The organism is Alloactinosynnema sp. L-07, from assembly GCF_900070365.1.
Taxonomy (GTDB): Bacteria; Actinomycetota; Actinomycetes; order Mycobacteriales; family Pseudonocardiaceae; genus Actinokineospora.
Map to the genome: position 1 here is coordinate 1,417,271 of NZ_LN850107.1, position 26,219 is coordinate 1,443,489.

Below are 26,219 nucleotides of genomic sequence, written 5' to 3' on the forward strand. Positions count from 1 at the left end.
GGTGGGCGCTATGCGGCGGATCATGGGAACCGAGGTCGAGTACGGCATCGCGGTGCCGGGCGACCCCACGGCGAACCCGGTGTTGACATCGACCCAAGTCGTGCTGGCCTACGCCGCCGCGGCGGACATCCCGCGGGCCCGGCGGGCGCGGTGGGACTACGAGGTGGAGTCGCCGCTGCGGGACGCGCGCGGATTCGATCTCGGCGCACCCGGGATGGCGCCGTCCGACCCCGATGTCGAGGACCTCGGCGCGGCCAACGTGATCCTCACCAACGGGGCGCGGCTCTACGTCGACCACGCCCACCCCGAGTACTCCGCGCCCGAGGTCACCAACGCGCGCGACGCGGTGATCTGGGACAAGGCGGGGGAGCGGGTGATGGAGGAGGCCGCGATGCGGGCGGCCACTGTGCCAGGCCAGCCCCGACTCCAGCTCTACAAGAACAACGTCGACGGCAAGGGCGCCAGCTACGGCACCCACGAGAACTACCTGATGGCCCGCAACACCCCGTTCACCGCGGTCATCGCGGGCCTCACCCCGTTCTTCGCCTCCCGCCAGGTCGTCGTCGGCTCCGGCCGGGTCGGGCTCGGCGTGGCGGGAGAGGAGGCCGGGTTCCAGCTCTCCCAGCGCGCCGACTACATCGAGGTCGAGGTCGGCCTGGAGACCACGCTCAAGCGCGGCATCATCAACACCCGCGACGAGCCGCACGCCGACGCCGACAAGTACCGCCGCCTGCACGTCATCATCGGCGACGCGAACCTGGCCGAGACGTCGACCTACCTCAAGGTCGGCACCACCGCGCTGGTCCTGGACATGATCGAGTCCGGGATCCGGTTCGACCACCTCAAGCTCGCCGACCCGGTCCGCGCCGTGCACGTGATCAGCCATGACCCGACGCTCAAGGCCACCGTCGAGCTGCAGAACGGGCGCAAGTTCACCGGCCTGGACATCCAGTCCGCCTACCTGGACATGGTCGCCGAGCACCTCGACCGCGCCGACATCGACCGCGTCTCCCTTGACGTGCTGCGCACCTGGGGCGAGATCCTCGACGCGCTCAAGCGCGACCCGATGGAGTGCGCCGACCGGCTCGACTGGCCCGCCAAGCTGCGTCTGCTGGAGGGTTTCCGGGCCCGAGACGGCCTGGCCTGGTCCTCGCCCCGGTTGCAGCTGGTCGACCTGCAGTACTCCGACGTGCGGCTCGACAAGGGCCTCTACAACCGCCTGGTCGCCCGCGGCTCGATGAAGCGGCTGGTCACCGAGGAGGAGGTGCGCTCGGCGATCACCAACCCGCCGCAGGACACCCGCGCCTACTTCCGCGGCCGCTGCCTGGAGCGCTACCCGAACTCGATCGCGGCCGCTTCGTGGGATTCGGTCATCTTCGACCTCGGCCGCGAATCGCTGGTCCGGATCCCGACCTTGGAGCCCCTGCGCGGCACCAAGGCGCACGTCGGCGACCTGCTCGACGCCGCCGACACCGCCGAACAGCTCGTCGACAAGCTGACGGGTAATCCGAAGCGTTAAGCGAACGGATCTTGTCACCGGCGCGGACAGCGACGAAAGTCGGTGGGGCTGGGTAATGTTCTAGGTAGGCCAGACGATCGGGAGGGCGATATGTCCCAGGAGCAGAAGCAGCGGCAGGGTGGCGGTGACGGCGACGAGGGGGTCGACGAGACCACCGCGGCCGGGCAGGAGCGCCGCGAGAAGCTCGGCGACGACACCGACGCGATCCTCGATGAGATCGACGACGTCCTCGAGGAGAACGCGGAGGACTTCGTCCGCGCGTACGTGCAAAAGGGCGGGCAGTAGCCGCTCCGCACAGCCCAGCCCGATCAGCGACAGGATTGAAAGAAGGCATGGAACACACCTCGTCCCGAGGGCAGCTGGGTGCGTCGCTCCCGCCTGCCTACCTGTCCGCCGGAACGTCCTCGTTCACCGACTTCCTGCACACGCAGGCCCCTGAGCTGCTGCCCGGCCGTCGGGTGCCGCGGGCCGCGGTGAGCGCCGCGGACATCCCGCACGGCACCACGATCGTCGCGGTGACATTCCAAGGCGGTGTCCTGATCGCGGGTGACCGGCGGGCGACCGCGGGCAACCTGATCGCGCAGCGGGACATCGAGAAGGTGTACCTGACCGACGACTACTCGTCGGTGGGCATCGCGGGCACCGCCGGTCTCGCCGTGGAGCTGGTCCGCCTCTACACGGTGGAACTGCGCCACTACGAGAAGATCGAGGGCGTCGCGCTGTCGCTGGATGGCAAGACGAACAAGCTCGCCAGCATGGTGCGCGGCAACCTCGACGTGGCCATGGCGGGCCTGGCCGTGCTGCCGTTGTTCGTCGGCTACGACATCGACGCCGACGACCCGGCCACCGCGGGCCGCATCGTGTCGTTCGACGTCACCGGCGGCCGCTACGAGGAGCGCGCGGGCTTCCACGCCATCGGCTCCGGCTCGATGTTCGCCAAGTCGGCGCTCAAGAAGCTCTACACCCCCGACGGCGACAAGGCCGCCGCTGTCCGCGCCGCCGTCGAGGCGCTCTACGACGCCGCCGACGACGACTCCGCGACCGGCGGCCCGGACATGGCCCGCCGGATCTACCCCAGCATCGTCACCATCACCGCCGACGACGGCGCGGTGCGGCTGAGCGAGGACGAGACCGCCGAGGTCGCCTCCGCCGTGGTGACCACCCGCGCCGACCGCCCTCGCGGCTGATCGAACCTCTGAAGGCCCAGTGAAGGAGTCCGCACCGTGACGATGCCGTTGTACGCCTCTCCCGAGCAGCTGATGCGCGACCGCTCGGAGTACGCCCGCAAGGGCATCGCCCGGGGCCGCAGCGTCGTCGCGCTCAAGTACGCCGACGGCGTGCTGTTCGTCGCCGAGAACCCGTCCGCCACGCTGCACAAGGTCTCGGAGATCTACGACCGCATCGGCTTCGCGGCGGCGGGCCGGTACAGCGAATACGAGAGCCTGCGCCGTGGCGGCATCCGCCACGTCGACCTCTGGGGCTACTCCTACGACCGCCGCGACGTCTCGGCCCGGCAGTTGGCCAACGTCTACGCGCAGACCCTCGGCACGATCTTCACCGAGCAGGTAAAGCCGATGGAGGTCGAGATCTGCGTTGCCGAGGTCGGCGCCACCGCCCGCCAGGACCAGCTCTACCGGCTCACCTACGACGGCTCCATCGTCGACGAGCCGCAGTTCCTCGTGATGGGCGGCCAGACCGACTCGATCGTCGCCTCGCTCAAGGAGACCTTCCAGGAAGGCATCCCCCTCAGCGACGCCGTCCGCCTGGCCGTGAAGGCCCTCGCCACCGGCTCCTCAGGTGCCGCCGCGAACGCGGGAGAGACCACCCTCGACAAACTCGAGGTAGCCGTCCTCGACCGGAAACGCCCTACCCGAGCCTTCCGCCGAATCACCGGCGCCGCCCTGACGTCGCTGCTGCCCGCAGAGGAACAGCAAGGCCAGGACACCGCCCCCGAGTCCCCGGCCAAGCCCATCGAGGACGTCCAACTCCCGCCCGCTGAGGACGAGTAACCAGAACAGGCAGGCGCAACAAGCCCCGTTAGCTGTGGTGGCAAGGCAATCCCTTGCCACCAAGACACGAGGCCGCGCCCACAAGTCCCCCGCGATGTCGAAGACGAGCCCGAACGGCCCAACACTTTGCCCAAATAGCGGGACGACATCGCGTTGCCTACGGTTACGACCATGTCAACACAGCGCCATAACCGCAGCTCACGCCGATGTTATGGCGTTCCGGGATAGGTGGAACGGCTTCAACGCCAGTCATAGTCCGATTCAACGATTCACCTGGTTGGGCGATCAATGGTCGCGTGAGGGCAGACCCGTCCAACAAGGCGATTCGGTCCCTGCTCCCAGCACATTGAGGACACACCCATGCTCGGTGCCACGCCGAGACGACGAGCGATCACGCTCGCTGTCTCAGTCGCGCTCGTGGGTGCCGCCGTGGCGATTCCCGGATTCGCCAACGCCGCACCAGAGCCTGAGTCCCCCATCCGTCTCGTGACCGGCGAGTTCTACCCGAGTGCTTTGGCCAAGCTGCCGCAGGGCCTGGAGACCAAGACCCTGGGCGCCGCCGAACGCGGCAGCTACCTGGTGCAGTTCAGCGGGCCCGTCCGCGAGGAGTGGAAGGCCGGGCTGACCGCCATCGGCGCCCACATCGTCGAGTACATCCCCGACAACGCCTTCAAGGTCCGGATGAACCCGGGCCAGGCGAACCGCGCGGCCAAGCTGGCGGGCGTGCACTACGTCGGCCGCTTCCAGTCCGCGTGGAAGGTCACCAAGGACGCCAAGGCCAAGATCGACGAGGGCAAGGCGGGCATCTACAAGGTCCGCGCCGAGAGCGGCATCGACCTGGGTGCCTTGCGCAAGTCGGCCGAGGCCACCGGCGCGGTCGTGTCGAAGGCGGAGGACGGCACCCTGCTGCTGGCCGCCGACCCGACGCAGGCGGGCAAGATCGCGGGCATCGAGGACGTCGCGTTCATCGACAAGTTCCGCATCCAGGAGAAGCACAACGAGCACGCCGCGGGCACCCTCATGCGGGCCACCCAGGCGAACGCGCGCGGCTACGACGGTTCCACCCAGACCGTCGCGGTCGCCGACACCGGCCTCGGCGGTGGCACCGCCGCCACCGCGCACCCTGACATCCCGGCCGCGCGCATCCAGGCGGTCCGCGCGTGGGTCGCCGCCGACTCTGCGGGCTGCTACGACGTGCAGGGCAACGGCGCCGCCGACGAGGACAGCGGCCACGGCACGCACGTCGCGGTCTCGGTGGTCGGCGACGGCATGGCCAACGGCACCGGCAAAGCCGCCGCGTACGGCGCCCGGCTGGTGTTCCAGGCTGTCGAGGACTACGTCGACATGCAGGGCGCCTGCGCCGCACAGTACCCCGACGGCTACTACCTGCTCGGTCTGCCCGACGACCTGACCCAGCTGTTCCAGCAGGCCTACACCGACGGCGCGCGCATCCACGCGAACTCGTGGGGCTCGGCCGCCGCGGGCCAGTACACCGACAACTCGCAGGCCGCGGACAAGTTCATCAACGAGCACCGCGACATGCTGATCACCTTCAGCGCGGGCAACGAGGGCATCGACGCCAACCGCGACGGTGTCATCGACAACGACTCGATCGGCGCCCCAGCGACCGGCAAGAACGTGCTGACCGTCGGCGCGTCGGAGAACGGCAAGCTCCAGTCGCCGTGCGACGCGAACCTGACCTACCTTCCGCAGACCGCGAAGGAGCAGGCCACCTTCAACAACCGGTCCTGCCGCGACGTCAACGGCCAGAACATCATCCCGACCTGGGGCGACTGGTGGCCGGACGACTACCCGACCGAGCCGATCAAGTCCGATCCGCAGACCGGCAACCCGCAGCAGGTCACCGCGTTCTCCAGCCGCGGCCCGACCGACGACGGCCGGATCAAGCCGGACATCGTCGCGCCCGGTTCGTGGATCCTGTCTGGCTACTCCGACCAGTACCAGCAGCAGTACGACGGCGCCGGGGCCAACAAGCCCATCAACGGTGCCCCGCAGCACGACGGCTACGGCTTCCCGCTGAACGACGACTACAAGTACTTCAGCGGCACGTCGATGTCGAACCCGCTCGCCGCGGGCGGCGCCACGGTGGTCCGCGACTTCTACAACAAGAAGTACGGCGTCAACGCCACGGCCGCGCTGGTCAAGGGCACGCTGGTCAACTCGGCCACCGACCTGCTCGACGAGAACGAGGACGGCGCCAACGACAACGACCTCCCCGTGCCGAACGCGCACGAGGGTTGGGGTTTCGTGAACCTCGACAAGGCCACCGCGGGCACCGCCAAGTACGTCGACGAGGCGGCGGCCGGCCTGGCCACCGGCGGCCTGTCGGAGACCAAGTACAACGTCGAGGCGGGCCAGCCGCTCAAGATCACCGCGGCGTACTCGGACAAGGAGGCGGCGGTCAACGCGGCCGTCACCCTGGTCAACGACCTCGACCTTGAGGTCGTGTCGCCGAGCGGCACCGTCTACCGCGGCAACGTCTTCGCGGGCGGCTGGTCGAACGCGGGCGGCACCGCCGACCGGCGCAACAACCTGGAGAACGTCTACATCCAGAACCCCGCCGCGGGTGAGTGGACCGTTCGGGTGCGCGGCTTCAACGTGCCGTCCGGCCCGCAGAAGTTCGCGCTGGTCGTCGACGGCAAGTTCGCCACCGGCGGCACCAACGCCAACCCGGTCGTCACCAACCCCGGCAACCAGTCCACCAAGGTCAACACCGCGGTGAACGTGCAGATCCAGGCGACCGACGCCAACGGCGACACCCTCGCCTACGCCGCGTCCGGCCTGCCCGCTGGCCTGAGTATCGGGGCAGGCAACGGCCTGATCTCCGGCACCCCGACCACCGTCGGGAACAGCAACGTGACCGTCACGGTCACCGACGGCAAGGGTGGCAGCGGCAACACCGCGTTCACCTGGGCCGTCACCAGCACCACCACGCCCACGCAGCTGCTGACCAACGCGGGCTTCGAGTCCGGCAACACCGGCTGGAGCGGGTCCACCACCGGAGTCATCACCAACTCCACGAGCCGCCCGACCCACGGCGGCACCTGGTGGGCAGGGTTCGGCGGCAACGGCAGGACGACGACGGAGAACCTGTACCAGCAGGTGACCATCCCGTCCACCGCGACCAGCGTGAGCGCGAGCTACTGGGTCCGGATCGACACGGCGGAGAACACCACCTCCACCCAGTACGACAAGCTGCAGCTGCAGGTGCTCAACAGCTCGGGCACGGTGCTGACCACCCTCGGCACACTCTCGAACCTGAACAAGAGCACGTCCTACGTTCAGAAGACGTACGACCTGTCGGCCTACAAGGGTCAGACCATCCGCCTGCGGTGGATCGCGACGGAGGACTACTCCCTCCAGACGACCTTCGCGGTGGACGACGCCGCACTGACTGTCTCCTAGTCAGCGGGTCGTGAAGACACCCGTGGCGCGGTCGGCGCGAACCGGCCGCGCCACGGTGTACTGAAGTTGATCACCAATGGTGGTCTGGGTCCGGCGACGTCTTGGGTAGACGTCGCCGGACCCGGTTTTACACGCTCGGAGTCGAAATTGTGTGGACTGTCCCACGGGGGGCCCAGAAATTTGCATAACGTCGGCTCAGCGGGCATAACTTTGGTGTGCACGAGCTTGAACTTCGCCACCTCCGAGTCATCATCGCCGTCGCCGACGCCGGGAGCCTGTCCAAGGCAGCGGTCCAGCTCGGGGTGTCCCAGCCCGCGTTGACCGCCCAGCTCCAACGCCTGGAGCGGCGCGTCGGCGGAATGCTGTTCGCCAGGTCCGGTACCGGGGTCGTGCCCACTGACCTGGGCACCTATGTGCTTTCGTCCGCCCGTGCGGTGCTCAGCGACGTCGACGACCTGATGGCTGGGATCAAGCAGCGCACGCAAGCGGTCACCGTCGCGGGCACGGTCCGGGTCGGCGGGCTGCCCGGTCTGATCGTGCCGCTGTTCGCCACGGCCATCGCCGAACGCCTTGGCACCGAGATCGCTCTGGAAGTCGACAGCAGCCCGACCGACCTGGTCCGCAAGGTGGCCGATGGTAAGATCGACTTCGCCGTCCTGGAGGAGAGCCCCGGCTTCCGCACGCCGATGCCGCCCCAGGTGCACAGCCGGGTGATGCTCAGCGCGCCGCTCTTCGTCGGCCTTTCCGAGAGCCACCGCCTCGCCGACGTGGGTGACCTGGAGCTGCGCGACCTGGCCGAGGAGAGCTGGGTGCTGCCGCCCATCGCGGATGTGCCCGAGCAGCTCGCTCTGGTGCGCGCGTGCGCGGGCAGCGGCTTCACCCCGCGGATCAAGTACGAGGTCTCCGACACGACGACCACCCGGGCGCTGGTGCAGGCCGGGGCGGTGACGCTGGCCAAGCCGGTCGCCCGCGAAGGCAGCGGGCTGGTGATCCGTGCGATCGTCGGGACGCCGCTGCGCATGGAGGTCGTCTTGATCTGGAACGAGGAGAGCACGCTCGCGGGCGGCATCGAGTCGGCGCCCGCGTCGCTGCTGTCGGCCTACTCGCAGCTCTCGGACACCAATCCGCTGTTCGCGGCCTGGTGGGACGCCAACAAGGACGCCCCAGCCGAAGCGGCGGGCCGCCGCTAGGCTAGGCCGCCTCCCCGGAATTCTTGGGCTTGGTCACCGATCGAGGCAACCTCGCGCCCGTTGGGAACCGTGGTCGGTTGCCGGCACGGTTCCCTTAGGCGCCGGTCTATCCGGGCCACTGGTTTGATGAGAACTCCGGCTCGCCCCACGTGTTGACCTCGACCGGGTCGCCGACCGACAGCTTGCCGGGGCGCACGACGGAGAACTTCGCGCCGAACGCGACGCCGTCCTCGGTGCGGCGGTAGTCGGCCAGGGTGCGCAGCGGCTCCGGTCCGGCCTTGACGCCCGCGCCCTGGTCGACGGTGGTGACCGCGCAGCGGATGGCGAGTTTGGTGTAGGCGAGTTCGCAGGCACCGATCCGCAGGTGGCGCAGCCGGTCCTCGACGGACGGCTCGTCCCAGCCGTCGACCACGATATTGGCCCGGAAGCGGTCCAGCGGCAGCGCGGCGGATCCCCGCCGCACCAGCCTGCCGTTCAACTCGGCGAGCGTCGCCAGGCTCAGCAGGTGCACCGCCGAGCTGTCGGCGTAGCCGGACGTGCCGGGCACCTCTCCGTCGGTGACCCGGTCGTGCTCGGGCGGCACCCGCACCAGCCTGCTCGCCTCGCCCAGCGCGTCGGACAGCCAGGCCGCCGCGTCGTCGCCGAGGTCGATGCCTTGATACGGCGCCTTGAACAGCGTCACGTCTCGGCGCGGCGCGGTGAGATCGACCGGGACCTCGATCGGCTCCATCCCGTCGACGCGCAGCGTGATCCGGTCGCCGGTGTCGGTGACGGAGGGCCGGATCGTGGCCAGCCGGGGGGAGCGGCGCTGGCTGCGGAACAACCCGGTCAGGTCGGTGACCATGAACGCGCGGTCGTGGGCCAACCCGGCCGCCGTCGTGACCGCGTCCGCGACGGAGACGCCCGCGCAGCCCTTGATCGGATAGGTGTTCAGCTCAACGACGGTCGCCACAGCGCCGAAACTACCGGTAGATCGAGAGCGCCCGCGGGCGTGAGCGGAAACAGAACCGGTTGGCCAGGGGCCCGACTTCGCCGTCGGTGGCGATCCGCCGGTGCCCGTCGAGCAGGTGGACGTCCAGTTCGGGGACGTCGAGTTCGCGGTACACGTGGCTGGTGCCCAGCGTGCGGGCGAGGGTGGCCAGGACGAACCGGGCACGGGAGAACGGCACGTCGGCGCGCAGGTAGCGAACGTCGAGCAAACCGGTGTCCAAGGCCGGGCGGCGGGTGGGCGCGAAGCCCTTCGGGTCGTAGATGCCGTTGCCCACGAACAGCCACCACACCAGGTGCGGCTTGCCGTCCAGCGCCATCCGGATCGGCTGGGCACGGCGCAGCGAGCGCCACATGGCCACCGCACCCGCGGGCCACTTGGGCCAGCCCTTCGACTCCAGCTTCTCCCGCATCCGGACCATCTCGGGGTAGCCGCCGACGCTGGCGGTGTTGACGAACCAGCGGTGCCGCTCGGCCCCCAGCGGTCGATGATCTCCACTCCGGCCAGGTCGATCTCGACGCCGCGGCCATCGGCGACGGCGGCAGCGGCGTCATCGGCGGTCTCCACACCGATGTCGCGGGCGAAGTGGTTGAGCGTGCCCGCCGGGATCAGCACCAGCGGCAGCTGGAACTCCGCGGCTACCGCGGCGACGGCGGCGACGGTGCCGTCCCCGCCCGCGACGCCGAGCGCGCGGATACCCGGGGTGGCCTTGACCTCGTCGGACAGGCTGTCGATCAGGTTCGTCCCCGGCGTCGGGTTGATCACGGTCGCCATGGGCCAGCGTTCGGCCAGCTCGTCGGTGGGGTCGTCGCCGAGGCCGGAATTGGGGTTGACCAGCACGAGCAGGCCCTCGCCTGCGGGGAGGGGCTCGACGGCCGCTGAGTGGGCGGTATGGGCGGCTGTCGGCTTGACCACCGGCCACCAGTGCCGCACCAGGTACGCGGCACCGACGCCGATCGCCGCGCCCGCGGCGACGTCGCTGGGCCAGTGCACGCCGGTGTGCACCCTGGAATAGGCCACCGCGGCGGCCACCGGGGCCAGGACGGCGGCGGCTTGGGGGCACTCCATCGCCACCCCCGTGGTGAACGCGACCGCCGAGGCCGAGTGTCCCGACGGGAACGACGAACTGATCGGGCGCTTGGTCAGCCGCCGCGGTATCGGCAGCAACTCGGCGGCGGGCCGCCTGCGCGGGAACAGGTTCTTCCCGACGAGGTTGGCCGACGCGCTGGCGATCGCGATCGATCCCACGCCTCGGACGGCCGCCCGCCGGGTCGGGCCCTTCTTGGCGGCCAGGATGGCGGCGACGGCGAACCACAGTCCGCCGTGGTTGGCCGCCATGGACAGCCGCTTGAGTCCGCGGTCGACGGGGGAGGTGGGCAGCGCCGCGGTGGCCCTGACCAGCGCCTGGTCCAGCCGGTTTACGCGGCGCGCGGAGCGCTTGACATGACCGAACATGATCCCCTGATTCAACAGGACGGCGCAGCCGCCCGCTTGACGACCCGGCCCTGGTGCTGCACTAGGTGAACGGCCGGTGACCGAAACGGTCGATAACGGATAGGTGGACCGCCCCGATCGGCGCTCTGATGTTGTCGGTCTTTGCGCATAGGCTAGAAGGATGCAGCGGCGGATCTTCGGAATCGAGACCGAATTCGGCGTGACCTGCACGTTCCACGGACAGCGCAGGCTGTCCCCGGACGAGGTCGCGCGGTACTTGTTTCGGCGCGTGGTGTCGTGGGGGCGTTCCTCGAACGTCTTCCTGCGCAATGGATCACGCCTCTACCTGGATGTCGGATCACACCCCGAGTACGCGACGGCGGAGTGCGACGACCTGGTCCAACTCGTCACCCACGACAAGGCGGGGGAGCGGATCCTGGAGGATCTGCTCGTCGATGCCGAACGCAGACTCGCCGACGAGGGCATCGGCGGCGACATCTTCCTGTTCAAGAACAACACCGACTCGGCGGGCAACTCCTACGGCTGCCATGAGAACTTCCTGGTCACCAGGGCCGGGGAGTTCTCCCGCATCGCCGACGTGCTCCTGCCGTTCCTGGTCACCCGGCAGCTGATCTGCGGCGCGGGCAAGGTCCTGCAGACCCCGCGCGGCGCGGTGTACTGCCTGTCCCAGCGCGCCGAGCACATCTGGGAGGGCGTCTCCAGCGCCACGACCAGGTCGCGCCCGATCATCAACACCCGCGACGAGCCCCACGCCGACGCCGAGCGCTACCGCCGCCTGCACGTCATCGTCGGCGACTCGAACATGGCCGAGCCGACGACGCTGCTCAAGGTCGGTACGGCGAACCTGGTCCTGGAGATGATCGAGGACGGCGTCCAGTTCCGGGACTTCAGCCTGGACAACCCCATCCGCGCCATCCGCGAGATCAGCCACGACCTCACCGGCCGCAGGCTGGTCCGGCTCGCGGGAGGCCGCGAGGCGTCGGCGCTCGACATCCAGCGGGAGTACTACGCCAAGGCCGTCGAGCACGTCGCCCGCCGCTCGCCCGACCCGCTGGCCCAGCGCGTGGTCGACATGTGGGGCAAGGTCCTCGACGCGATCGAGGCGCAGGACCTCACCAAGATCGACCGCGAGATCGACTGGGCGATCAAGCACCGGTTGGTGGAGCGCTACCAGGCCAAGCACAACCTGGATCTGTCCAGCGCCCGCATCGCCCAACTCGACTTGGCCTACCACGACATCCGACGCGGCCGGGGCATCTTCGACCTGCTCCAGCGCAAGGACCTGGTGTCCAGGGTGACCGACGACGGCGAGATCGAGGCCGCCAAGGACACCCCGCCGCAGACCACCCGGGCCAAACTCCGCGGCGACTTCATCGCCGCGGCACAGCAGGCGGGCCGCGACTTCACCGTCGACTGGGTCCACCTCAAGCTCAACGACCAGGCCCAGCGCACCGTCTTGTGCAAGGACCCGTTCCGCGCGGTGGACGAGCGTGTCGAACGTCTGATCGCTTCGCTGTAAGTCGGTTGCCGAGGGCGGGCCTTGTGGGGACGATCCCCGCATGGTCCGCCCTTCGCCTGTCCTGACCGGTGACATCGTCGTCCTGCGCCGCAAGCGTCCCAGCGACCTGGCTGAGCTGTGGGCGGTGGTCGATGCGGCCCTGCCCCACCTGCGCCCGTGGATGTCGTGGACGCTGGGCGGTGTCACCGAGGACACCATCCGAGGGCACCTCGCCGACGTCGACGTGGCGTGGGACGCGGGCACGGAGTTCGGTTACTCGATCACCATCGACGGCGCGATCGTCGGGAGCTGCTCGCTGATGGCCAGGGTCGGCCCGGGCGGCATCGAGATCGGGTACTGGCTGCACCCCGCCCACGTCGGCCGCGGCGCGGCGCTGGAGGCCGCGGCTCTGCTGGTCGAGACCGCTTTCGGGCTACCGGGCGTCCAGTTCGTTGAGATCGTGCACGACTCGGCCAACGTCCGCAGCGGCGCCATTCCGCGCAAACTCGGCTTCACCGAGGTCGCTCGGGTCTCGCCGCCGCAGGATCCGATCACGTCGGCTGAGGACGGCGTCGACGTCCGCTGGCGCCTTACCAAACCACGCTGACCCACACGTCTCCTTCAAGGCCTTGAGGCTGCTCCATGGATCTCATTATTCGCTATTAGCTATCAAGATATCCGATGGTGGCGTTCCCCCGATGGGGTGCCGGTGAGAGGAAATAGGGGAAAAGCGCCAGGACCTGGGCCGCGCGGAATCCGTCGTCGGGTGGGGGATTCGCACGCATGTTCGGTGTGTTGGGTGAAGGTGCAGGGTGCGGGCACGTTATGGTGCGCAGGTGTCCGTCGCACGCGCCGAGCGCTTGGTGAATCTGGTGCTGTGCCTACTGTCGACTCGCCAGTACCTCAGCGCCGATCGGATTCGGGGGATCGTCCCCGGCTACTCCGACGCGCCCACAGATGAAGCCTTCTTCCGTACCTTCGAGCGGGACAAGACCGAGCTGCGCGACCTGGGCATCCCGCTCGAGGTGGGCCGCAACTCGGTGTTCGACACCGTTGACGGCTATCGCATCGCGCGGCGGGATTACGAGCTCGGCGAGATCGACCTGGAGCCCGACGAGGCCGCCGCGGTGGCGTTGGCGGTGCGGCTGTGGGACTCCCCGCAGCTCACGGGAGCCGCGCACGGTGCCCTGTTGAAGCTGCGGGCGGCTGGGGTGGATGTCGACCAGGCCGCGCCCGCGATCGTCGAGTCCAAGGTTCGTACGTCCGAGCCCGCGTTCGCGCCGCTGTTGGCGGCGGTGCAGGACGGGCAGGCGGTGTCGTTCGGCTACCGCAAGCCCTCGCCGGCCGAGGTCACCGACCGGGTGCTCGATCCGTGGGGCGTCGTCTCCTGGCGGGGCCGCTGGTACGTCGTCGGCCACGACCGCGACCGAGGGGCGCCGCGCTGCTTTCGGCTGTCGCGGGTGGTCGGCGAGGTTCGCAAGGTGGGCAAACCAGGGCAGGTACGCAGGCCCGAGAACGTCGACCTGATGCAGTTCGTGGCCAACACCGGCGGTGAAGCGGTCCACTCGTCCACCATCCGGGTCTGGGTGGCCGACGGCCGCGCCGCCGGGGTGCGGCGGCGGGCGACGGTCGTGGACAGGCAGGACATCGACGGGGTGGCGGGCGACGTCCTGGAGTTGGAGCTGCGCTTCCCCGACACGGCGGCGGGATGGCTGGCCGGATACGGCGCCGATGTCGTCGTGATGGAGCCTGAGGTGTTGGCCAAGTCGGTGCGGGAGCGACTGATCGCGGTCGCGGGGGAGGCACGATGACCGCCGCGCAGGATCGCCTGCCCAGGCTGTTGGCGCTGGTGCCCTATCTGATCGCCCGGCCGGGGATCCGCATCGAGGAGGCCGCCGCCGACTTCGAGGTCACCACCAAGCAGCTGCGCAAGGACCTGGAGCTGCTCTGGATGTGCGGGCTGCCCGGCTACGGCCCGGGCGACCTGATCGACATTTCGTTCGACGAGGACACCGTCACCGTCACCTTCGACGCGGGCATGCGCAGGCCGCTGCGACTCACCGGGGCCGAGGCGACCGCACTGCTGGTGGCGCTGCGCGCCCTGGTCGACACCCCCGGGGTGGTCGACGCGGACGCGATCCGCAGGGCCGTCGCCAAGATCGAGGTCGCCGCGGGCCAGGCGCAGCCCGCCGGGGTCGCGGTGGGTCTGGGCGTGCGCGAGGCCGCGGAGACGGTCAAGGTCCGAGAGTCCGTCCAGGCCGCTCTGCAGGCGGGTCGGGCGATCCGGATGGCGTACTACACCGCCTCCAAGGACGAGGTGACCGAGCGGACGGTCGACCCGATGCGGGTGCTCATCGTCGAGGGCCGCGGCTACCTGGAGGCCTGGTGCAGGCGGGCCGAGGCGGTCCGGCTGTTCCGGCTCGACCGCATCGACGAGCTGGCGGTGCTCGACGAGCCCGCCGCGCCGCCCCCCTACGCCGAGCCGACCGACGTCTCGGCGGGTCTGTTCCGGGCCGCCCCGGACCAGTCGGTGGCCCGGCTCGTGCTGGAGCCGGACGCGCGCTGGATCTCGGAGTACTACCCGGTCGAGGACGTCGAGGAGCTGGGCGCGGGCAGGCTGCGGGTGTCGATGCGGTACTCCGACACGTCGTGGATCGTGCGGCTGCTGCTCGGCCTCGGCGGCGAGGTCAGCGTCGAGGAACCGCCCCACTTGGCCGACGAACTGCGGGCGCAGGCCGCGGCCGCGGTGACGCGGATTGATCGTTACCTCGCGGCCACCTGATGTCCGCCGGCGTCTGTGCCGGGAGTGACCGCGGACCAGGTAGGGTTTCGTCGTGCCGTACCTGCCGATCGCGGTACTAGCCCTGGCTGGGCTGGTACTGCTTGGATTAGCTCTGGTCCGCCTGGTTAGTGGGCTGGGTCGGGTGCGGGCCGCTCTCGCGGCGGCGAAGACGACCTTCGGTGACAAGACCGGGTTCCTCAGGGCCAGGTCCGCCGCCATCGGGGTCGCGCTCGCCGAACGGAAGCGGTCCGCCGGGCGCGTACCATCGACAAGGCGAATGCAGACAGGAGGACGGCCGTGAATCTGGGACCGTGGGAGATCCTCATCATCGCAGTGGTGATCGTGCTGCTGTTCGGTGCGAGGAAGATGCCTGCCATGGCGCGCTCGCTCGGGCAGTCCATGCGCATCCTCAAGGCGGAGACCAAGGGGATGCGCGAGGACGAGAAGTCCGAGGAGGCCAAGCCCGACGCGGCCCCGGCCACCCCGCAGCAGCTGCCCGCCGCCGCCGCGCCGGTGCAGACCCCGGAGCAGCTGCAGAAGCAGATCGATGAGCTGCAGGCCAAGGTCAACCAGCAGAACCAGCCGCACAAAAACGCGAGCTGAGAGGAACGGTTCGCACGGTGGTGCGTGATACGCCCCGCCGGGATGGAAGCCGTCGCGAGAAGCGGAAGATCCGCAGTCGTCGGCACAATCCCGACGGCACAATGTCGTTGAAGGATCACCTGTACGAGCTTCGTAACAGGTTGGGTTTGGCGATCCTCTCCATCCTGCTGGGCGGTGTTTTCGGCTTCCTGTGGTTCATGTACGACATCGGACCGATTCCCTCGCTGAGCAAGGTGTTGTTGGGCCCCTACTGCGAGCTGCCCAGTGACGTTCGGTTCTCGCCGAACGACAAGTGTCAGCTGTTCCAGACGAAGCCTTTCGAAGCCTTCATGGTGAACTTCAAGGTCGGTATCGCGGCGGGCATGGTCGTGACCGCTCCGCTGTGGCTGTACCAGTTGTGGGCGTTCATCACCCCCGGCCTGTACTCGCGGGAGCGCAAGTTCGCGTACATCTTCGTGTTCTTCGCCTCGATCTTGTTCGCCGCGGGCGCGGTGCTGGCGTTCTTGGTGATCCCGCAGGGCCTTGAGGTCCTGGTCAGCTTCGGTGGCGACGCGTTCATCACCGCGTTGAACGCCACGGACTACATCTCGTTCGTGCTGGTCATGCTGCTGATCTTCGGTGTGAGCTTTGAGATGCCGCTGTTGGTGATCATGCTCAACATGGTCGGCGTGCTTCCGTACGCGAATCTGAAGCGTTGGCGGCGCGGGATCATCTTCGGCCTCTTCATCTTCGCCGCGGTCGCCACGCCGGGCACCGACCCGATCTCGATGATCGTGTTGTCGGCGGCGATGACGGTGTTGTTCGAACTGGCCGTGCAGGTCGCCCGGATCCACGACAAGCGCAAGGCCAAGCGGGAAGCCGCGGAGGACTTGGGCCTCAGCGACGACGAGGCGACGCCGCTGGACCTGAGCGCGGCGCCGGTGGCGCCGAGCAAGCCGCTGGCCGAGCTGGGCAAGGATCTCGACGACGTGACCTGATCGCGTCGCCCGGCCTGTGGATAGCGGGCGACGCGTGTCGGTCCGATGTGAAAGCCTTGCGTCGTGTCCGTATCCCGCACCCCGGCCGAGGCGTACGCGGCCTCCCGTCGCCGTGTGAGCAGCCCTAAGCTCGCGCAGTTCGCAGGCGAGCTGACCTTCGATCTCGACCCCTTCCAGGCCGACGCGTGCGGCGCGCTGGAAGGTGGCCACGGGGTCCTCGTATGCGCGCCCACCGGCGCGGGAAAGACGGTGGTGGGTGAGTTCGCGGTGCACTTGGCGCTGGCCGAGGGCCGCAAGTGTTTCTACACAACGCCGATCAAGGCGCTGTCGAACCAGAAGTTCGCCGACCTGACCGCGCGCTACGGCGCCAAGTCCGTTGGTCTGCTGACCGGAGACACCTCGGTCAACGGCAACGCGCCGGTGGTCGTGATGACCACCGAGGTCCTGCGGAACATGCTTTACGCACGGTCCTCCGCGCTCGACGGCTTGGGCTATGTGGTGATGGACGAGGTCCACTACCTGGCCGACCGGTTCCGCGGCGCGGTGTGGGAAGAGGTGATCCTGCACCTGCCGGAGTGGGTCAACCTCGTGTCGCTGTCGGCGACGGTGAGCAACGCCGAGGAGTTCGGCGAGTGGCTGGTGGCGGTGCGCGGCGACACGACGGTGGTCGTCGACGAGCACCGGCCGGTGCCGCTGTGGCAGCACATGCTGGTCGGCAACCGGTTGCTGGACCTGTTCGCAGGCGACGAGCCGAGCTCCTCCGAGCTGCACATCAACCCGCACCTGGTGCGCCGGGCCGAGGAAGTCGGGCGGGCGCACGCGCCGTGGCACGGGTCTCGCGCGCGCGGCGGTCGGGCCTCGGGTCAGCGGGGTGGGCCGCGGTTCAAGCCGCCGTCGCGGGTCGAGGTGATCGAGCGGCTCGACTCGCAGGGGCTGCTGCCCGCGATCATCTTCGTGTTCAGCCGGGCGGGCTGTGAGGCCGCGGTGTCGCAGTGCGTGCGGTCGGGGTTGCGCCTCAACACCGAGGACGAGGCCGCCGAGGTGCGCCGGATCGTCGACTCGAAGACCAGGGAGCTGCCCGACGGCGACCTGACGGTTCTGGGGTTCTGGGAGTGGCGGGAGGCGTTGGAGCGCGGGTTCGCCGGGCACCACGCCGGTCTGCTGCCCGCGTTCAAGGAGACCGTGGAGGAGCTGTTCCTGCGTGGGCTGGTCAAGGCGGTGTTCGCCACCGAGACGCTGGCGCTGGGGATCAACATGCCCGCGCGGACGGTCGTGCTGGAGAAGCTGGTCAAGTACAACGGTGAGGCGCATGTCGAGCTGACGCCGGGGGAGTACACGCAGCTCACCGGCCGCGCCGGGCGGCGCGGGATCGATGTCGAGGGCCACGCGGTGGTGGTGTGGCAGCCGGGGTTGGACCCCAAGCAGGTGGCGGGGCTGGCCTCGACCAGGACGTATCCGCTGAAGTCGTCGTTCAAGCCCGGCTACAACATGGCGGTCAACCTGGTCGACCGGCTGGGCGCGGCGCAGGCGCGGGAGATCCTGGAGCAGTCGTTCGCGCAGTTCCAGGCCGACCGGTCGGTCGTTGGCCTGTCGCGGCGGGTGGAGCGCAACCGGGAGGCACTGGCCGGGTACTCCGACTCGATGTCGTGCCATCTGGGCGATTTCGCCGAGTACGCGGCGCTGCGCAAGCAGATCTCGGACCGGGAGAAGGCGCTGTCGCGGCAGAACAGCACGGCGCGGCGTGCCGAGGCGGCGCACTCGTTGGAGCAGCTGCGCAAGGGCGATGTGATCGCGGTGCCCGCCGGTCGCCGGTCGGGGCTGGCGATCGTGATCGATCCTGGGCTCGACCCGATGGGCGAGCCGCGGCCGCTGGTGGTGACCGAGGACCGCTGGGCGGGCCGGTTGTCGGTGTCGGACTTCCCGAACCCGGTGACCGCGCTGGGCCGGGTGCGGCTGCCCAAGCAGGTGGATGTTCGGTCGCCGCGGTCGCGCCGGGATCTGGCCTCGACGCTGCGGGCGGCGGGGATCGAACTCCCCGCGCGGGAGCGGCGCCGGGGTGGAACCGACGACGACCCGGAGTTGGCGGCGGCGCGGCGGGCGCTGCGGGTGCACCCGTGCCACGGCTGTCAGGACCGGGAGAACCACGCGCGGTGGGCGGAGCGATATCAGCGACTGCTGTCGGAGACCGAGCAGGTCGAGCGCAAGGTCGCGGCGACGACACATTCGCTGGCCAGGGCGTTCGACCGGATTCGCGGGCTGCTGGCCGAGCGCGGCTATCTGGCTCCGGGCACGGGGGACAAGCAGGGCGAGCAGGTGGTGACCGAGCACGGCAAGCGGCTGGCCAGGTTCTACAGCGAGTCCGACCTGCTGGCCGCCGAGTGCCTGCGCAACGGTGTCTGGGATGGTCTGGGCGCCGCGGAGTTGGCGGCGGTGGTCTCGGCGCTGGTGTTCGAGGCGCGGCGCGACGGGCCGCTGGAGCCTAGGGTGCCCGGTGGCGAGGTCGAGGCCGCGCTGGTGGCGACCGCGCGGTTGTGGGCGGAGTTGGAGAGCGACGAGCGTCACCACCGGCTCGACCGCACCCGCCAGCCTGACCCTGGCTTCGCGTGGACGGTGTTCCGGTGGGCGCGGGGTGAGTCGCTGGAGAAGGTGATCACGGCGGCCGACTCGGCGGGCCATGAGCTGTCGGCGGGTGATTTCGTGCGCTGGTGCAGGCAGGTGATCGATCTGCTCGACCAGATCCGGGACGTCGTTGGCGAGCATCAGCCGGTCGGGGCGACCGCGGCGGAGGCGGTCAAGGCGATCCGGCGGGGCGTTGTGGCGCTGGCGACGGCGTGACCGGCGTGTTTCGGATCATCGGTGATCGCTGGGCCGAACGGGTTTTGTGGGACACGCTGGGCGGTCGGGGTGGGACCCGACGCCCGGCTGTGGTTGGATCGCGCGCAGAGGTGTCCGGTGTTCGGGCATTGGGCGCGCTACCTCGATCAGGCGGAGGCAAGACATGAGCAGCCCTTACGGGCCGTCCGGTGGTAATGACCCGCAGCATCAGTGGGGGCAGCAGCCCTACGGTGGCGGTCCCACCCCGGGCACTCCGGCCGGCGGGTTCCCGGCGCAGCCGGGCGGCTACCCGCCGCCGCAGCAGAACCCGTATGGGCAGCCGGGTGGCTATCCGCAGCAGCAGCCGCAGCCCACGCAGCAGTACCCGGTGGGTGGCGGCTATCCACAGCAGCAGCAGCAGCAGAACCCGTACGGCCAGCCCGGTGGCTACCCGCCGCCGATGGGTGGCTACCCGGGTGCGCCCGCGAAGAAGAGCAACACCTGGATCTGGATCCTGGTGACGGTCGCGGTGCTCGCGGTCGGCGCGGTCGGTGTCCTCGGCTTCATCACGCCGGGCTTTTTCAACACGAAGGTGTTCGACAAGGCCGCCGTCGAGGCGGGCGTGAAGTCGATCCTCACCGACAAGTACAACATCGAGAAGGTCGAGTCGGTGACGTGCCCGGAGAAGCAGGAGGTCAAGAAGGACCTCCAGTTCACCTGCACCGCCAAGATCGACGGCCAGGACAAGACGATCAACATCACCGTCAAGACCGACACTGACGGCCAGTACGAGGTCGCTCCGCCGAGCGACAAGTAGTTCCGGCTTCACTCGGGCGCGTGACCGCTTCGGTCACGCGCCCGAGTCGTTCCCGCCGAAGATCCGCGCCAGTTCGGCGTCCAGCGCGGCCAGGGCGGTCGCCGCGGTGTGGTGGCCTGCGAGGGTGTGCAGGGCGAGCCCGTCGACGACTGAGAGCAGCAGCGTGGCCTCGGTGGCGGGGTCGGCGGTGGTGGCCTCGGCGAGCATCCCGGTGAGGTGCTCGTGCCCCTGTCGCCACCCGTCCCGCAGGTGTCGGGCGGTGTGGGAGTCGACGGTGGCGCGCATCAGGAACGCGAACCCGACCAGCGCCTCGGTGCGTCGGGTCTCGTCCAGCGGCAGGGTCTCGACCAGCATCGCGCGGATCCTGGCCCGCACCCCGTCCGCAGCCGCGTATGCCGCGCCCATCCGGTCGCCGACTCGCGCGGACATCGCTTCGAGGGCGTGGCGCAGCATCGACTCCTTGCTGTCGAAGTAGTGCTGGACCTGGCCCATGGACACCCCGGCCTCGGCGGCGACCTGACGCAGGCTGACGGACTCGATCCCGCCGGTGATGATCAGCCGCCACAGCGCTTCGATGATCGTTCGCCGCCGCTGGGCGTGGTCGACCTGCTTGGGCACCCTGCCTCTTTCCAATGCGTCCGCATTGCATCGATGATACGATGCGAACGCATTGTAAACACGAGAAGGAGTGGTGGCATGGCGACGAAGTACTGGGACCGGGTCGGGCGTGTCGGGCGGGGGCGCGACTTCCGGGGGAACAAGGGCAGGGCTGATCTCCGTAGGCTGGCGGAGGCGGCGCTGGAGTTGAGGCCGGGCGACCGCGCGCTCGACATCGGCTGCGGTTCCGGAACGGACTTGGCCATGCTGCGCGAAGCGGTTGGCCCGGACGGCTATGTACTGGCCATCGACAGCAGCACGGTCATGGTGGCGCAGGCCAAGGCGCTCGTCGAGGCACACGGCTGGGACAACGTCGAAGTGCGGCAGGCCGACGCGACGACGCTCGCGGTCGAGGGGTTCGACGCGGCGCTGTCGATCTTCGCGGTCAGCGCCACCCCGGACGTTAGGGCCACCCTGGTCAACGCCCGCGCGGCACTGCGGCCGGGCGGGCGCCTCTATGTGATGGACCTGCGCCTGGTGGACCCGACCCCGCTGAACCACGTGTTCCGGTGGGCCTACCGGACTTTCGCGCGCTGGGCCGGGGTGGACGTGCTGGACACGGCCCGGTATGTGTTCGACACCGTCGAGGCACCAGACCAGCTGCCGTCGTGGCCGCCGGTCGCCGCGTTCACCGCTATCCGGTGATCGCGGCGATCAGTCGGTCGACGGGGGCGCCGAGGTCCCAGCGTTCCTGCAGTTCTCGGACGCGTTCGAGGTCCAGCACCGAGGCGGGCAGCTTCTCCTCGCCGTGGAACTGGATCGGCGCGTCGGTGGCCACGGCGACCACCTTGGGGGCGGCGGCCAGGTAGGCGGCGTCCGCCTTGAAGGCGGACTGGACGCGCAGGGGTACCTCCTTGCTGCCCGCGGCGGCGGCCTCGACCAAGGCGGCGAGCGAGCCGAACTTGGTGATCAGCTTGGCCGCGGTCTTCTCGCCGATGCCCGCGATGCCGGGCAGGCCGTCGGACGGGTCGCCGCGCAGGACGGCCATGTCGGCGTAGGCGGAGCCGCGTTCGGGCAGGCCGTACTTCTGGCTGAGTTCGCGCGGGCCGAGGGTCTCGGCCTTGGACCAGCCGCGGCCGACGTAGATGACGCGGACCGGCGTGGGGGAGTCGCGGACGCACTGGAACAGGTCGCGGTCGCCGGTGATGACCTCGACCGCGTCGTCGGTCTCCCGGTCGGCCAGGGTGCCGATGACGTCGTCGGCCTCGTAGCCCACGGCGGCGGCCATGCAGATGCCCGCGGCGTCGAGCAGTTCCATGATGATCGGCACCTGCGGGGTGAGCGTGTCTGGCACCTCCTCGACGTTGTTCACCGGGTCGGCGACGCGCTGGGCCTTGTAGCTGGGGATCGCCGCGACCCGGAAGGCCGGGCGCCAGTCGGCGTCGAGGCAGGCGACCAGCCGCGACGGGCGGCGCTCGGTGATGATCTGGGCGACCATGCCCGCGAAGCCGCGCACGGCGTTGACGGGCTTGCCGTCGGGGGAGGTCAGGGATTCGGGGAGCGCGTAGAACGACCGGAAGTACAGCCCGGCCGAGTCCAGCAGCACGAGGGGTCCGCTCACGAACGTTAACCCTGCCACAAAACGATCGCAGAGACTTCTTTGCAAAGAACTCTCTGCGATCTATGGTGGGTGTCATGACGGACCCGACCTACCACCATGTCAACGTCGAGGGCCTCAAAGTCCTGGCCCACCCGCTGCGCATCCGCCTGCTGGGGCTGCTGCGGCTGCACGGCCCCGCGACGGCCTCGGGGCTGGCCAAACGGGTGGGGGAGAGCTCGGGGACGACCAGCTGGCACCTGCGCCAGCTCGCCGACGCCGGATTCATCGAGGAGGACACCGAACGCGGCAACCGCCGCGACCGGTGGTGGCGCGCGGCGCAGGACTACACCACGGTGCGGGAGCAGACGATGCCCGCGGACCCGGAGGTCCAGGACGCGCTCGCCACGTACCTGGTCAACATCCTCGACGGCTATCACGAGCGTGCCGTGGAGTTCATCAGGGCGCGGCACACTTGGGACGAGCCGTGGCGGCACACGTCGGACATGTCGGACTGGGTGCTGCCGATGGACCCGGACGAGGCCACGCGGTTCTTCGCCGACATCGAGGCCGTGGTCGAGCGCTACCGCCATGTCAATCGGCCGGGCGACCAGCACGTCGCGGTGCAGTTCCAGGCGTTCCCGCTGCGGCACGAGGACCTCTCGTGAGCCGGGTCCCCTTGGTCGCGTTGCTCGGGGCCAACGCGCTGTCGGTGTGCGGGACGACGATGACGTTCCTGGCGGTGCCGTGGTTCGTGTTGCAGACGACCGGCAGTCCGGCGCGCACAGGCCTGGTCGCGGGCGTCGAGGTGGCGGGCGCGGTGATCGCGGCCCTGCTGGGTGGGCCGGTGATCGACCGGATGGGCAGGCGGCGCAGCAGCGTGGTGTCGGACCTGGCCGCGGCGGCCGTGGTCGCGGCGATCCCGGTCCTGTTCGCGGTGGGCGGGCTGCCGTTCGGGGTGCTGCTGGTCTTGGCGGCGGCGCTGGGGCTGACGCGGGCGCCGGGTGAGACGGCCAGGTGGGCGATGATGGCGTCGCTGATCACCTCGTCGGGTGTGTCCGCCGAACGCGCGTCGAGTGCCTATGACGGGGTGAGCAGGGGCGCGCGGATGGTCGGCGCGCCGCTGGCCGGGGTGTTGATCGCCGTGCTCGGTCCGCAACAGGTGCTCCTGGTCGACGCGGGCACGTTCCTGGTGTCGGCGTTGATCATCGGGTTGCTGGTGCCGGAGGTGGGTACGGCCGAGGAGAGCGAGGGCGGGTACCGCGAGCGGATGCGCCGCGGCTTCGCCTACCTGCGCGGTGACCGGCTGATGCTGGCGATCATGGTGATGGTCATGGTCACGAACCTGCTCGACGCGGCGCTGTCCTCGGTGCTGATCCCGGTCTACGCCAACGACATCCTGCACAGTTCCGTCGCGTTAGGACTGATCGTCGGTGTGTTCGGCGGGTGCGCGATGGCGGGGACGATGCTCTACGCGTGGGTCGGCCTGCGGCTGCCGCGCCGGATCACTTACACGGTGGCGTTCCTGCTGGTCGGTGCGCCGCGGTACTTCGTGATGGCCGCCGAGCCGGGGCTGGCGGTGATCCTGGTGACGATGGCGGTGTCTGGCCTGCTGTGCGGGGCGATCAACCCGATCCTCGGGGTGGTGGAGTACGAGCGGGTTCCCGATGACGTGCGGCCGATGGTGCTGGGCGTGATCTCCGCGGCGGTCCTGGTCGGCGCCCCGATCGGCGCGGTCGCGGCGGGGCTCGCGGTGGAGGTCGTCGGTCTCGGGCCGACGCTGGTCGTGGCGGGCGTGGCCTACCTGGCCGCGACGGTGTGCCCGGCGGTGTTCCCGGTGTGGCGCGAAATGGACGCGAAGCCGGAACTCGTCGCGCGGTAGAACTAGCCCGTGCGACCTGAACCCCTCGACCTCGCCGACGACGCCACTGCCCACGCGGTGCACGGTGTCGGCCTCCGCGCCTACCGGGTGGAGGCCGACCTCATCGGCCACGACATCCCCGCCCTACACGAGACGGTCGCCGACCTGCGCGCCAAGCCCCTGCGGTGGCTCGGCTGCCGCGTCGACGGCGTGCCGGTCGCCTTCGTCGCGTGGACCGACGACGACGGGATCGACATCGATCGGCTGTGCGTCGACCCGGCGTGGTTTCGGCGCGGACTGGCCTCAGCTCTGGTGACCGAACTGCTCGCGCGCACCGAAGGCGACGTCACGGTCTCCACCGGGGCCGACAACACCCCAGCCGTCACCCTGTATGAGCGCGCCGGGTTCGCCAGGACGGGCTCGATCGAGCCGGTGCCGGGCCTGCTGGTGGCGACCTTCGAGCTACAGCGCGGGTGAGCGGCCCTCGTACGGCGTTGAGAGCACGACCGTCGTGCGGGTCGAGACCTTCGCCGCCTCGCGGATCTTGCGCAGCAGGTCCTCCAGGTCGGTGGGCGAGCCGACGCGGACCAGCAGCACGTAGGAGTGGTCCCCGGCCACCGAGTAGCACGACTCGATCTCGTGGATGTGCTCCAGCCGCGTCGGGTAGTCGTCGGGGGCGGCCGGGTCGATCGGGGTGAGCGAGATGAACGCGGTCAGCGGCAGCCCGATCGCCTCGACGTCCAGGCGCGCTGAGTAGCCGCGGATGACCGCGCGCTGTTCGAGCCTGCGCACCCGCTGGTGCACGGCGGACACGCTCAGCCCGACCCGCTCGGCCAGGTCGGTGAAGCTGCACCGGCCGTCGGCGGAGAGCTCGCGCACGATCGCCTTGTCGATCGGCTCCAGTTCGCCATCGCTCGTCACAGGACCACCAGCTCGTGCGGGCGGTTGTTGAGCGGCTCGACGCCGGTCTCGGTGACGACCACGATGTCCTCGATCCGCGCGCCCCATCGGCCCGGCTGGTAGATGCCCGGTTCGATGCTGAAGGCCATGCCCGGCTCCAGGACCCGGTCGTTGCCCGCGACGATGTAGGGGTCCTCGTGCACGTCGAGGCCGATGCCGTGGCCGGTGCGGTGGATGAAGAACTCGCCGAACCCGGCCTCGGTGATGACCGCGCGCGCCGCCGCGTCGACCTGCTCGGCGGTGACTCCGGGCTTGACGAACTCGACGGCGGCGGCTTGGGCGCGCTGGAGCACGGCGTAGGTGTCGCGGACGTCGGCGTCGCGGGGCTCGCCGACGGCGTAGACGCGGGTGCTGTCGGAGTTGTAGCCCTCGGGCAGCGGCCCGCCGATGTCGACGACCACGACGTCGCCGGTCTCGATCACCCGGTCGGACAGGTCGTGGTGGGGGCTGGCGCCGTTGGGTCCGGAGCCGACGATGACGAACTCGGCGCGGACATGTCCTTCGGCCACGATGGCGGCGGCGATGTCGGCGCCGACCTCGCGTTCGGTGCGACCCGCGCGCAGCCACTCGCCCATGCGGGCGTGCACCCGGTCGATGGCCGCGCCCGCCGCGCGCAGCCCGGCGACCTCGGCGGCGTCCTTGCGCATCCGCAGCTCCCCGAGCACCGGACCGGCCAGCACCTGCCGCGCCGAGGGCAGCGCGTCGCGCAGCGCCAGCGTGTGCAGCGCGGGCAGCACGTCGCCGACACCGACCTGGGCGGCCGGGCCGAGCAGGTCGGCGACCATCGCGTACGGGTCCTCACCGTCGACCCAGGTGGCGACCCGCACGCCGAGGTCGGCGGTGGGGAGGGCCGCGTAGCCGGGGGCTTCGAGCTTGGGGACGACCAGGACCGTCTCGTCGGCGATGACCAGGCAAGTCAACCGCTCGAAGGAGTGGCCGGTGCCGCCGATCAGATATGTCAGGTCGGTTCCGGGCGCGACCACCAGCGCGTCGATCCCGGCGGCGTTGGCGGCCGCCTTGGCACGGGCGAGTCGGTCGCGCAGGAGCGCGGGAGCCGGGGCGGTGGCGGCGGTCGTGGACATGATCTGCAGCCTAGTCCGGTGAGGGAACCGCGAGCAGGCGAGTG

Annotated in this window: 24 protein-coding genes and 1 pseudogene; 19 read left to right on the forward strand and 6 right to left on the reverse strand. The window is 69.8% G+C overall.

Features of this window, described 5'->3' with window-relative positions; genetic code table 11:
• Positions 1 to 10: 10 nt before the first annotated feature.
• The 6 genes from dop (at position 11) to BN1701_RS06815 (ending at position 8,144) form a co-directional block, all read left to right on the forward strand.
• Positions 11 to 1,519, forward strand: coding sequence for a depupylase/deamidase Dop (gene dop / locus BN1701_RS06790; protein WP_054046527.1), 1,509 nt, complete (start codon positions 11 to 13; stop codon positions 1,517 to 1,519).
• A gap of 90 nt (positions 1,520 to 1,609) precedes the next feature.
• Positions 1,610 to 1,804, forward strand: a complete 195-nt coding sequence (locus BN1701_RS06795; RefSeq protein ID WP_054046529.1) for a ubiquitin-like protein Pup — start codon at positions 1,610 to 1,612, stop codon at positions 1,802 to 1,804.
• Positions 1,805 to 1,851: 47 nt separating this feature from the next.
• Positions 1,852 to 2,706 carry a proteasome subunit beta gene (gene prcB, locus BN1701_RS06800; RefSeq protein ID WP_054046530.1) on the forward strand — a complete coding sequence of 285 codons (855 nt, stop codon included), beginning with the start codon at positions 1,852 to 1,854 and terminating at the stop codon, positions 2,704 to 2,706.
• A gap of 36 nt (positions 2,707 to 2,742) precedes the next feature.
• Positions 2,743 to 3,528 (forward strand): proteasome subunit alpha, encoded by a 786-nt coding sequence (gene prcA / locus BN1701_RS06805; RefSeq protein ID WP_054046533.1) that lies wholly within the window; start codon positions 2,743 to 2,745, stop codon positions 3,526 to 3,528.
• Between the two features lie 429 nt (positions 3,529 to 3,957).
• Entirely contained in the window at positions 3,958 to 6,954 is a 2,997-nt protein-coding gene (locus BN1701_RS37135) for a S8 family serine peptidase (RefSeq protein ID WP_157367798.1), read from the forward strand.
• Between the two features lie 215 nt (positions 6,955 to 7,169).
• Entirely contained in the window at positions 7,170 to 8,144 is a 975-nt protein-coding gene (locus BN1701_RS06815) for a LysR family transcriptional regulator (RefSeq protein WP_054046537.1), read from the forward strand.
• A gap of 106 nt (positions 8,145 to 8,250) precedes the next feature.
• On the opposite strand, the gene BN1701_RS06820 is transcribed toward BN1701_RS06815, so the two are convergent.
• A complete protein-coding gene (locus tag BN1701_RS06820) occupies positions 8,251 to 9,096 on the reverse strand; it encodes an MOSC domain-containing protein (RefSeq protein ID WP_054046540.1) in 846 nt (281 codons plus the stop codon).
• Positions 9,097 to 9,106: 10 nt separating this feature from the next.
• Positions 9,107 to 10,587: pseudogene (locus tag BN1701_RS06825) on the reverse strand (bifunctional phosphatase PAP2/diacylglycerol kinase family protein).
• A gap of 160 nt (positions 10,588 to 10,747) precedes the next feature.
• Here BN1701_RS06825 and pafA point away from each other — a divergent pair.
• The 9 genes from pafA (at position 10,748) to BN1701_RS06865 (ending at position 20,078) form a co-directional block, all read left to right on the forward strand.
• The gene (gene pafA, locus BN1701_RS06830; RefSeq protein ID WP_054046541.1) at positions 10,748 to 12,106 is read left to right on the forward strand and encodes a Pup--protein ligase; all 1,359 of its coding nucleotides are present in this window, start codon (positions 10,748 to 10,750) and stop codon (positions 12,104 to 12,106) included.
• Between the two features lie 40 nt (positions 12,107 to 12,146).
• A complete protein-coding gene (locus tag BN1701_RS06835; protein WP_054046543.1) occupies positions 12,147 to 12,692 on the forward strand; it encodes a GNAT family N-acetyltransferase in 546 nt (181 codons plus the stop codon).
• A 229-nt stretch (positions 12,693 to 12,921) separates the two neighbouring features.
• Positions 12,922 to 13,896: a YafY family protein gene (locus BN1701_RS06840; RefSeq protein ID WP_054046545.1), complete on the forward strand. Its 975-nt coding sequence runs from the start codon at positions 12,922 to 12,924 to the stop codon at positions 13,894 to 13,896.
• A complete protein-coding gene (locus BN1701_RS06845) occupies positions 13,893 to 14,867 on the forward strand; it encodes a YafY family protein (protein WP_054046547.1) in 975 nt (324 codons plus the stop codon). Before BN1701_RS06840 ends, BN1701_RS06845 begins: the two co-directional genes overlap by 4 nt.
• 52 nt (positions 14,868 to 14,919) lie before the next feature.
• Positions 14,920 to 15,168, forward strand: a complete 249-nt coding sequence (locus BN1701_RS38090; protein WP_172803195.1) for a bacteriophage holin — start codon at positions 14,920 to 14,922, stop codon at positions 15,166 to 15,168.
• On the forward strand, positions 15,165 to 15,470 hold the full coding sequence (gene tatA / locus BN1701_RS06850; protein ID WP_054046549.1) for a Sec-independent protein translocase subunit TatA: 306 nt from the start codon (positions 15,165 to 15,167) through the stop codon (positions 15,468 to 15,470). Before BN1701_RS38090 ends, tatA begins: the two co-directional genes overlap by 4 nt.
• A gap of 101 nt (positions 15,471 to 15,571) precedes the next feature.
• A complete protein-coding gene (tatC, locus tag BN1701_RS06855; protein WP_082859687.1) occupies positions 15,572 to 16,447 on the forward strand; it encodes a twin-arginine translocase subunit TatC in 876 nt (291 codons plus the stop codon).
• A gap of 63 nt (positions 16,448 to 16,510) precedes the next feature.
• Complete coding sequence (locus BN1701_RS06860) at positions 16,511 to 19,282, forward strand: RNA helicase (protein WP_054046551.1); 2,772 nt, start codon at positions 16,511 to 16,513, stop codon at positions 19,280 to 19,282.
• Positions 19,283 to 19,445: 163 nt separating this feature from the next.
• Positions 19,446 to 20,078, forward strand: a complete 633-nt coding sequence (locus tag BN1701_RS06865; RefSeq protein WP_054046553.1) for a DUF4333 domain-containing protein — start codon at positions 19,446 to 19,448, stop codon at positions 20,076 to 20,078.
• Positions 20,079 to 20,111: 33 nt separating this feature from the next.
• Here BN1701_RS06865 and BN1701_RS36350 read toward each other — a convergent pair whose 3' ends face one another.
• Positions 20,112 to 20,696 (reverse strand): TetR/AcrR family transcriptional regulator, encoded by a 585-nt coding sequence (locus BN1701_RS36350; RefSeq protein ID WP_054046555.1) that lies wholly within the window; start codon positions 20,694 to 20,696, stop codon positions 20,112 to 20,114.
• A 78-nt stretch (positions 20,697 to 20,774) separates the two neighbouring features.
• Here BN1701_RS36350 and BN1701_RS06875 point away from each other — a divergent pair, with 78 nt between their 5' ends.
• Positions 20,775 to 21,380: a class I SAM-dependent methyltransferase gene (locus BN1701_RS06875; protein ID WP_054046557.1), complete on the forward strand. Its 606-nt coding sequence runs from the start codon at positions 20,775 to 20,777 to the stop codon at positions 21,378 to 21,380.
• On the opposite strand, the gene BN1701_RS06880 is transcribed toward BN1701_RS06875, so the two are convergent.
• Positions 21,370 to 22,296, reverse strand: coding sequence for a 5'-3' exonuclease (locus tag BN1701_RS06880; protein WP_054046559.1), 927 nt, complete (start codon positions 22,294 to 22,296; stop codon positions 21,370 to 21,372). The genes BN1701_RS06875 and BN1701_RS06880 overlap by 11 nt on opposite strands.
• 74 nt (positions 22,297 to 22,370) lie before the next feature.
• Between BN1701_RS06880 and BN1701_RS06885 the strand changes: the two genes are divergently transcribed.
• From BN1701_RS06885 to BN1701_RS06895, 3 genes are read left to right on the forward strand one after another with little or no spacing between them, the layout of a single operon-like run.
• Complete coding sequence (locus tag BN1701_RS06885; RefSeq protein ID WP_067521087.1) at positions 22,371 to 22,940, forward strand: ArsR family transcriptional regulator; 570 nt, start codon at positions 22,371 to 22,373, stop codon at positions 22,938 to 22,940.
• A complete protein-coding gene (locus tag BN1701_RS06890; protein WP_054046562.1) occupies positions 22,937 to 24,154 on the forward strand; it encodes an MFS transporter in 1,218 nt (405 codons plus the stop codon). The genes BN1701_RS06885 and BN1701_RS06890 overlap by 4 nt, the downstream gene beginning before the upstream one ends.
• Before the next feature lie 9 nt (positions 24,155 to 24,163).
• Positions 24,164 to 24,610: an N-acetyltransferase gene (locus tag BN1701_RS06895; RefSeq protein WP_054046564.1), complete on the forward strand. Its 447-nt coding sequence runs from the start codon at positions 24,164 to 24,166 to the stop codon at positions 24,608 to 24,610.
• On the opposite strand, the gene BN1701_RS06900 is transcribed toward BN1701_RS06895, so the two are convergent.
• Positions 24,596 to 25,054, reverse strand: a complete 459-nt coding sequence (locus BN1701_RS06900; protein WP_054046566.1) for an Lrp/AsnC family transcriptional regulator — start codon at positions 25,052 to 25,054, stop codon at positions 24,596 to 24,598. The two genes, BN1701_RS06895 and BN1701_RS06900, sit on opposite strands and share 15 nt — an antisense overlap.
• Positions 25,051 to 26,175 (reverse strand): Xaa-Pro peptidase family protein, encoded by a 1,125-nt coding sequence (locus tag BN1701_RS06905; protein WP_054046568.1) that lies wholly within the window; start codon positions 26,173 to 26,175, stop codon positions 25,051 to 25,053. The genes BN1701_RS06900 and BN1701_RS06905 overlap by 4 nt, the downstream gene beginning before the upstream one ends.
• Between the last annotated feature and the right edge of the window lie 44 nt (positions 26,176 to 26,219).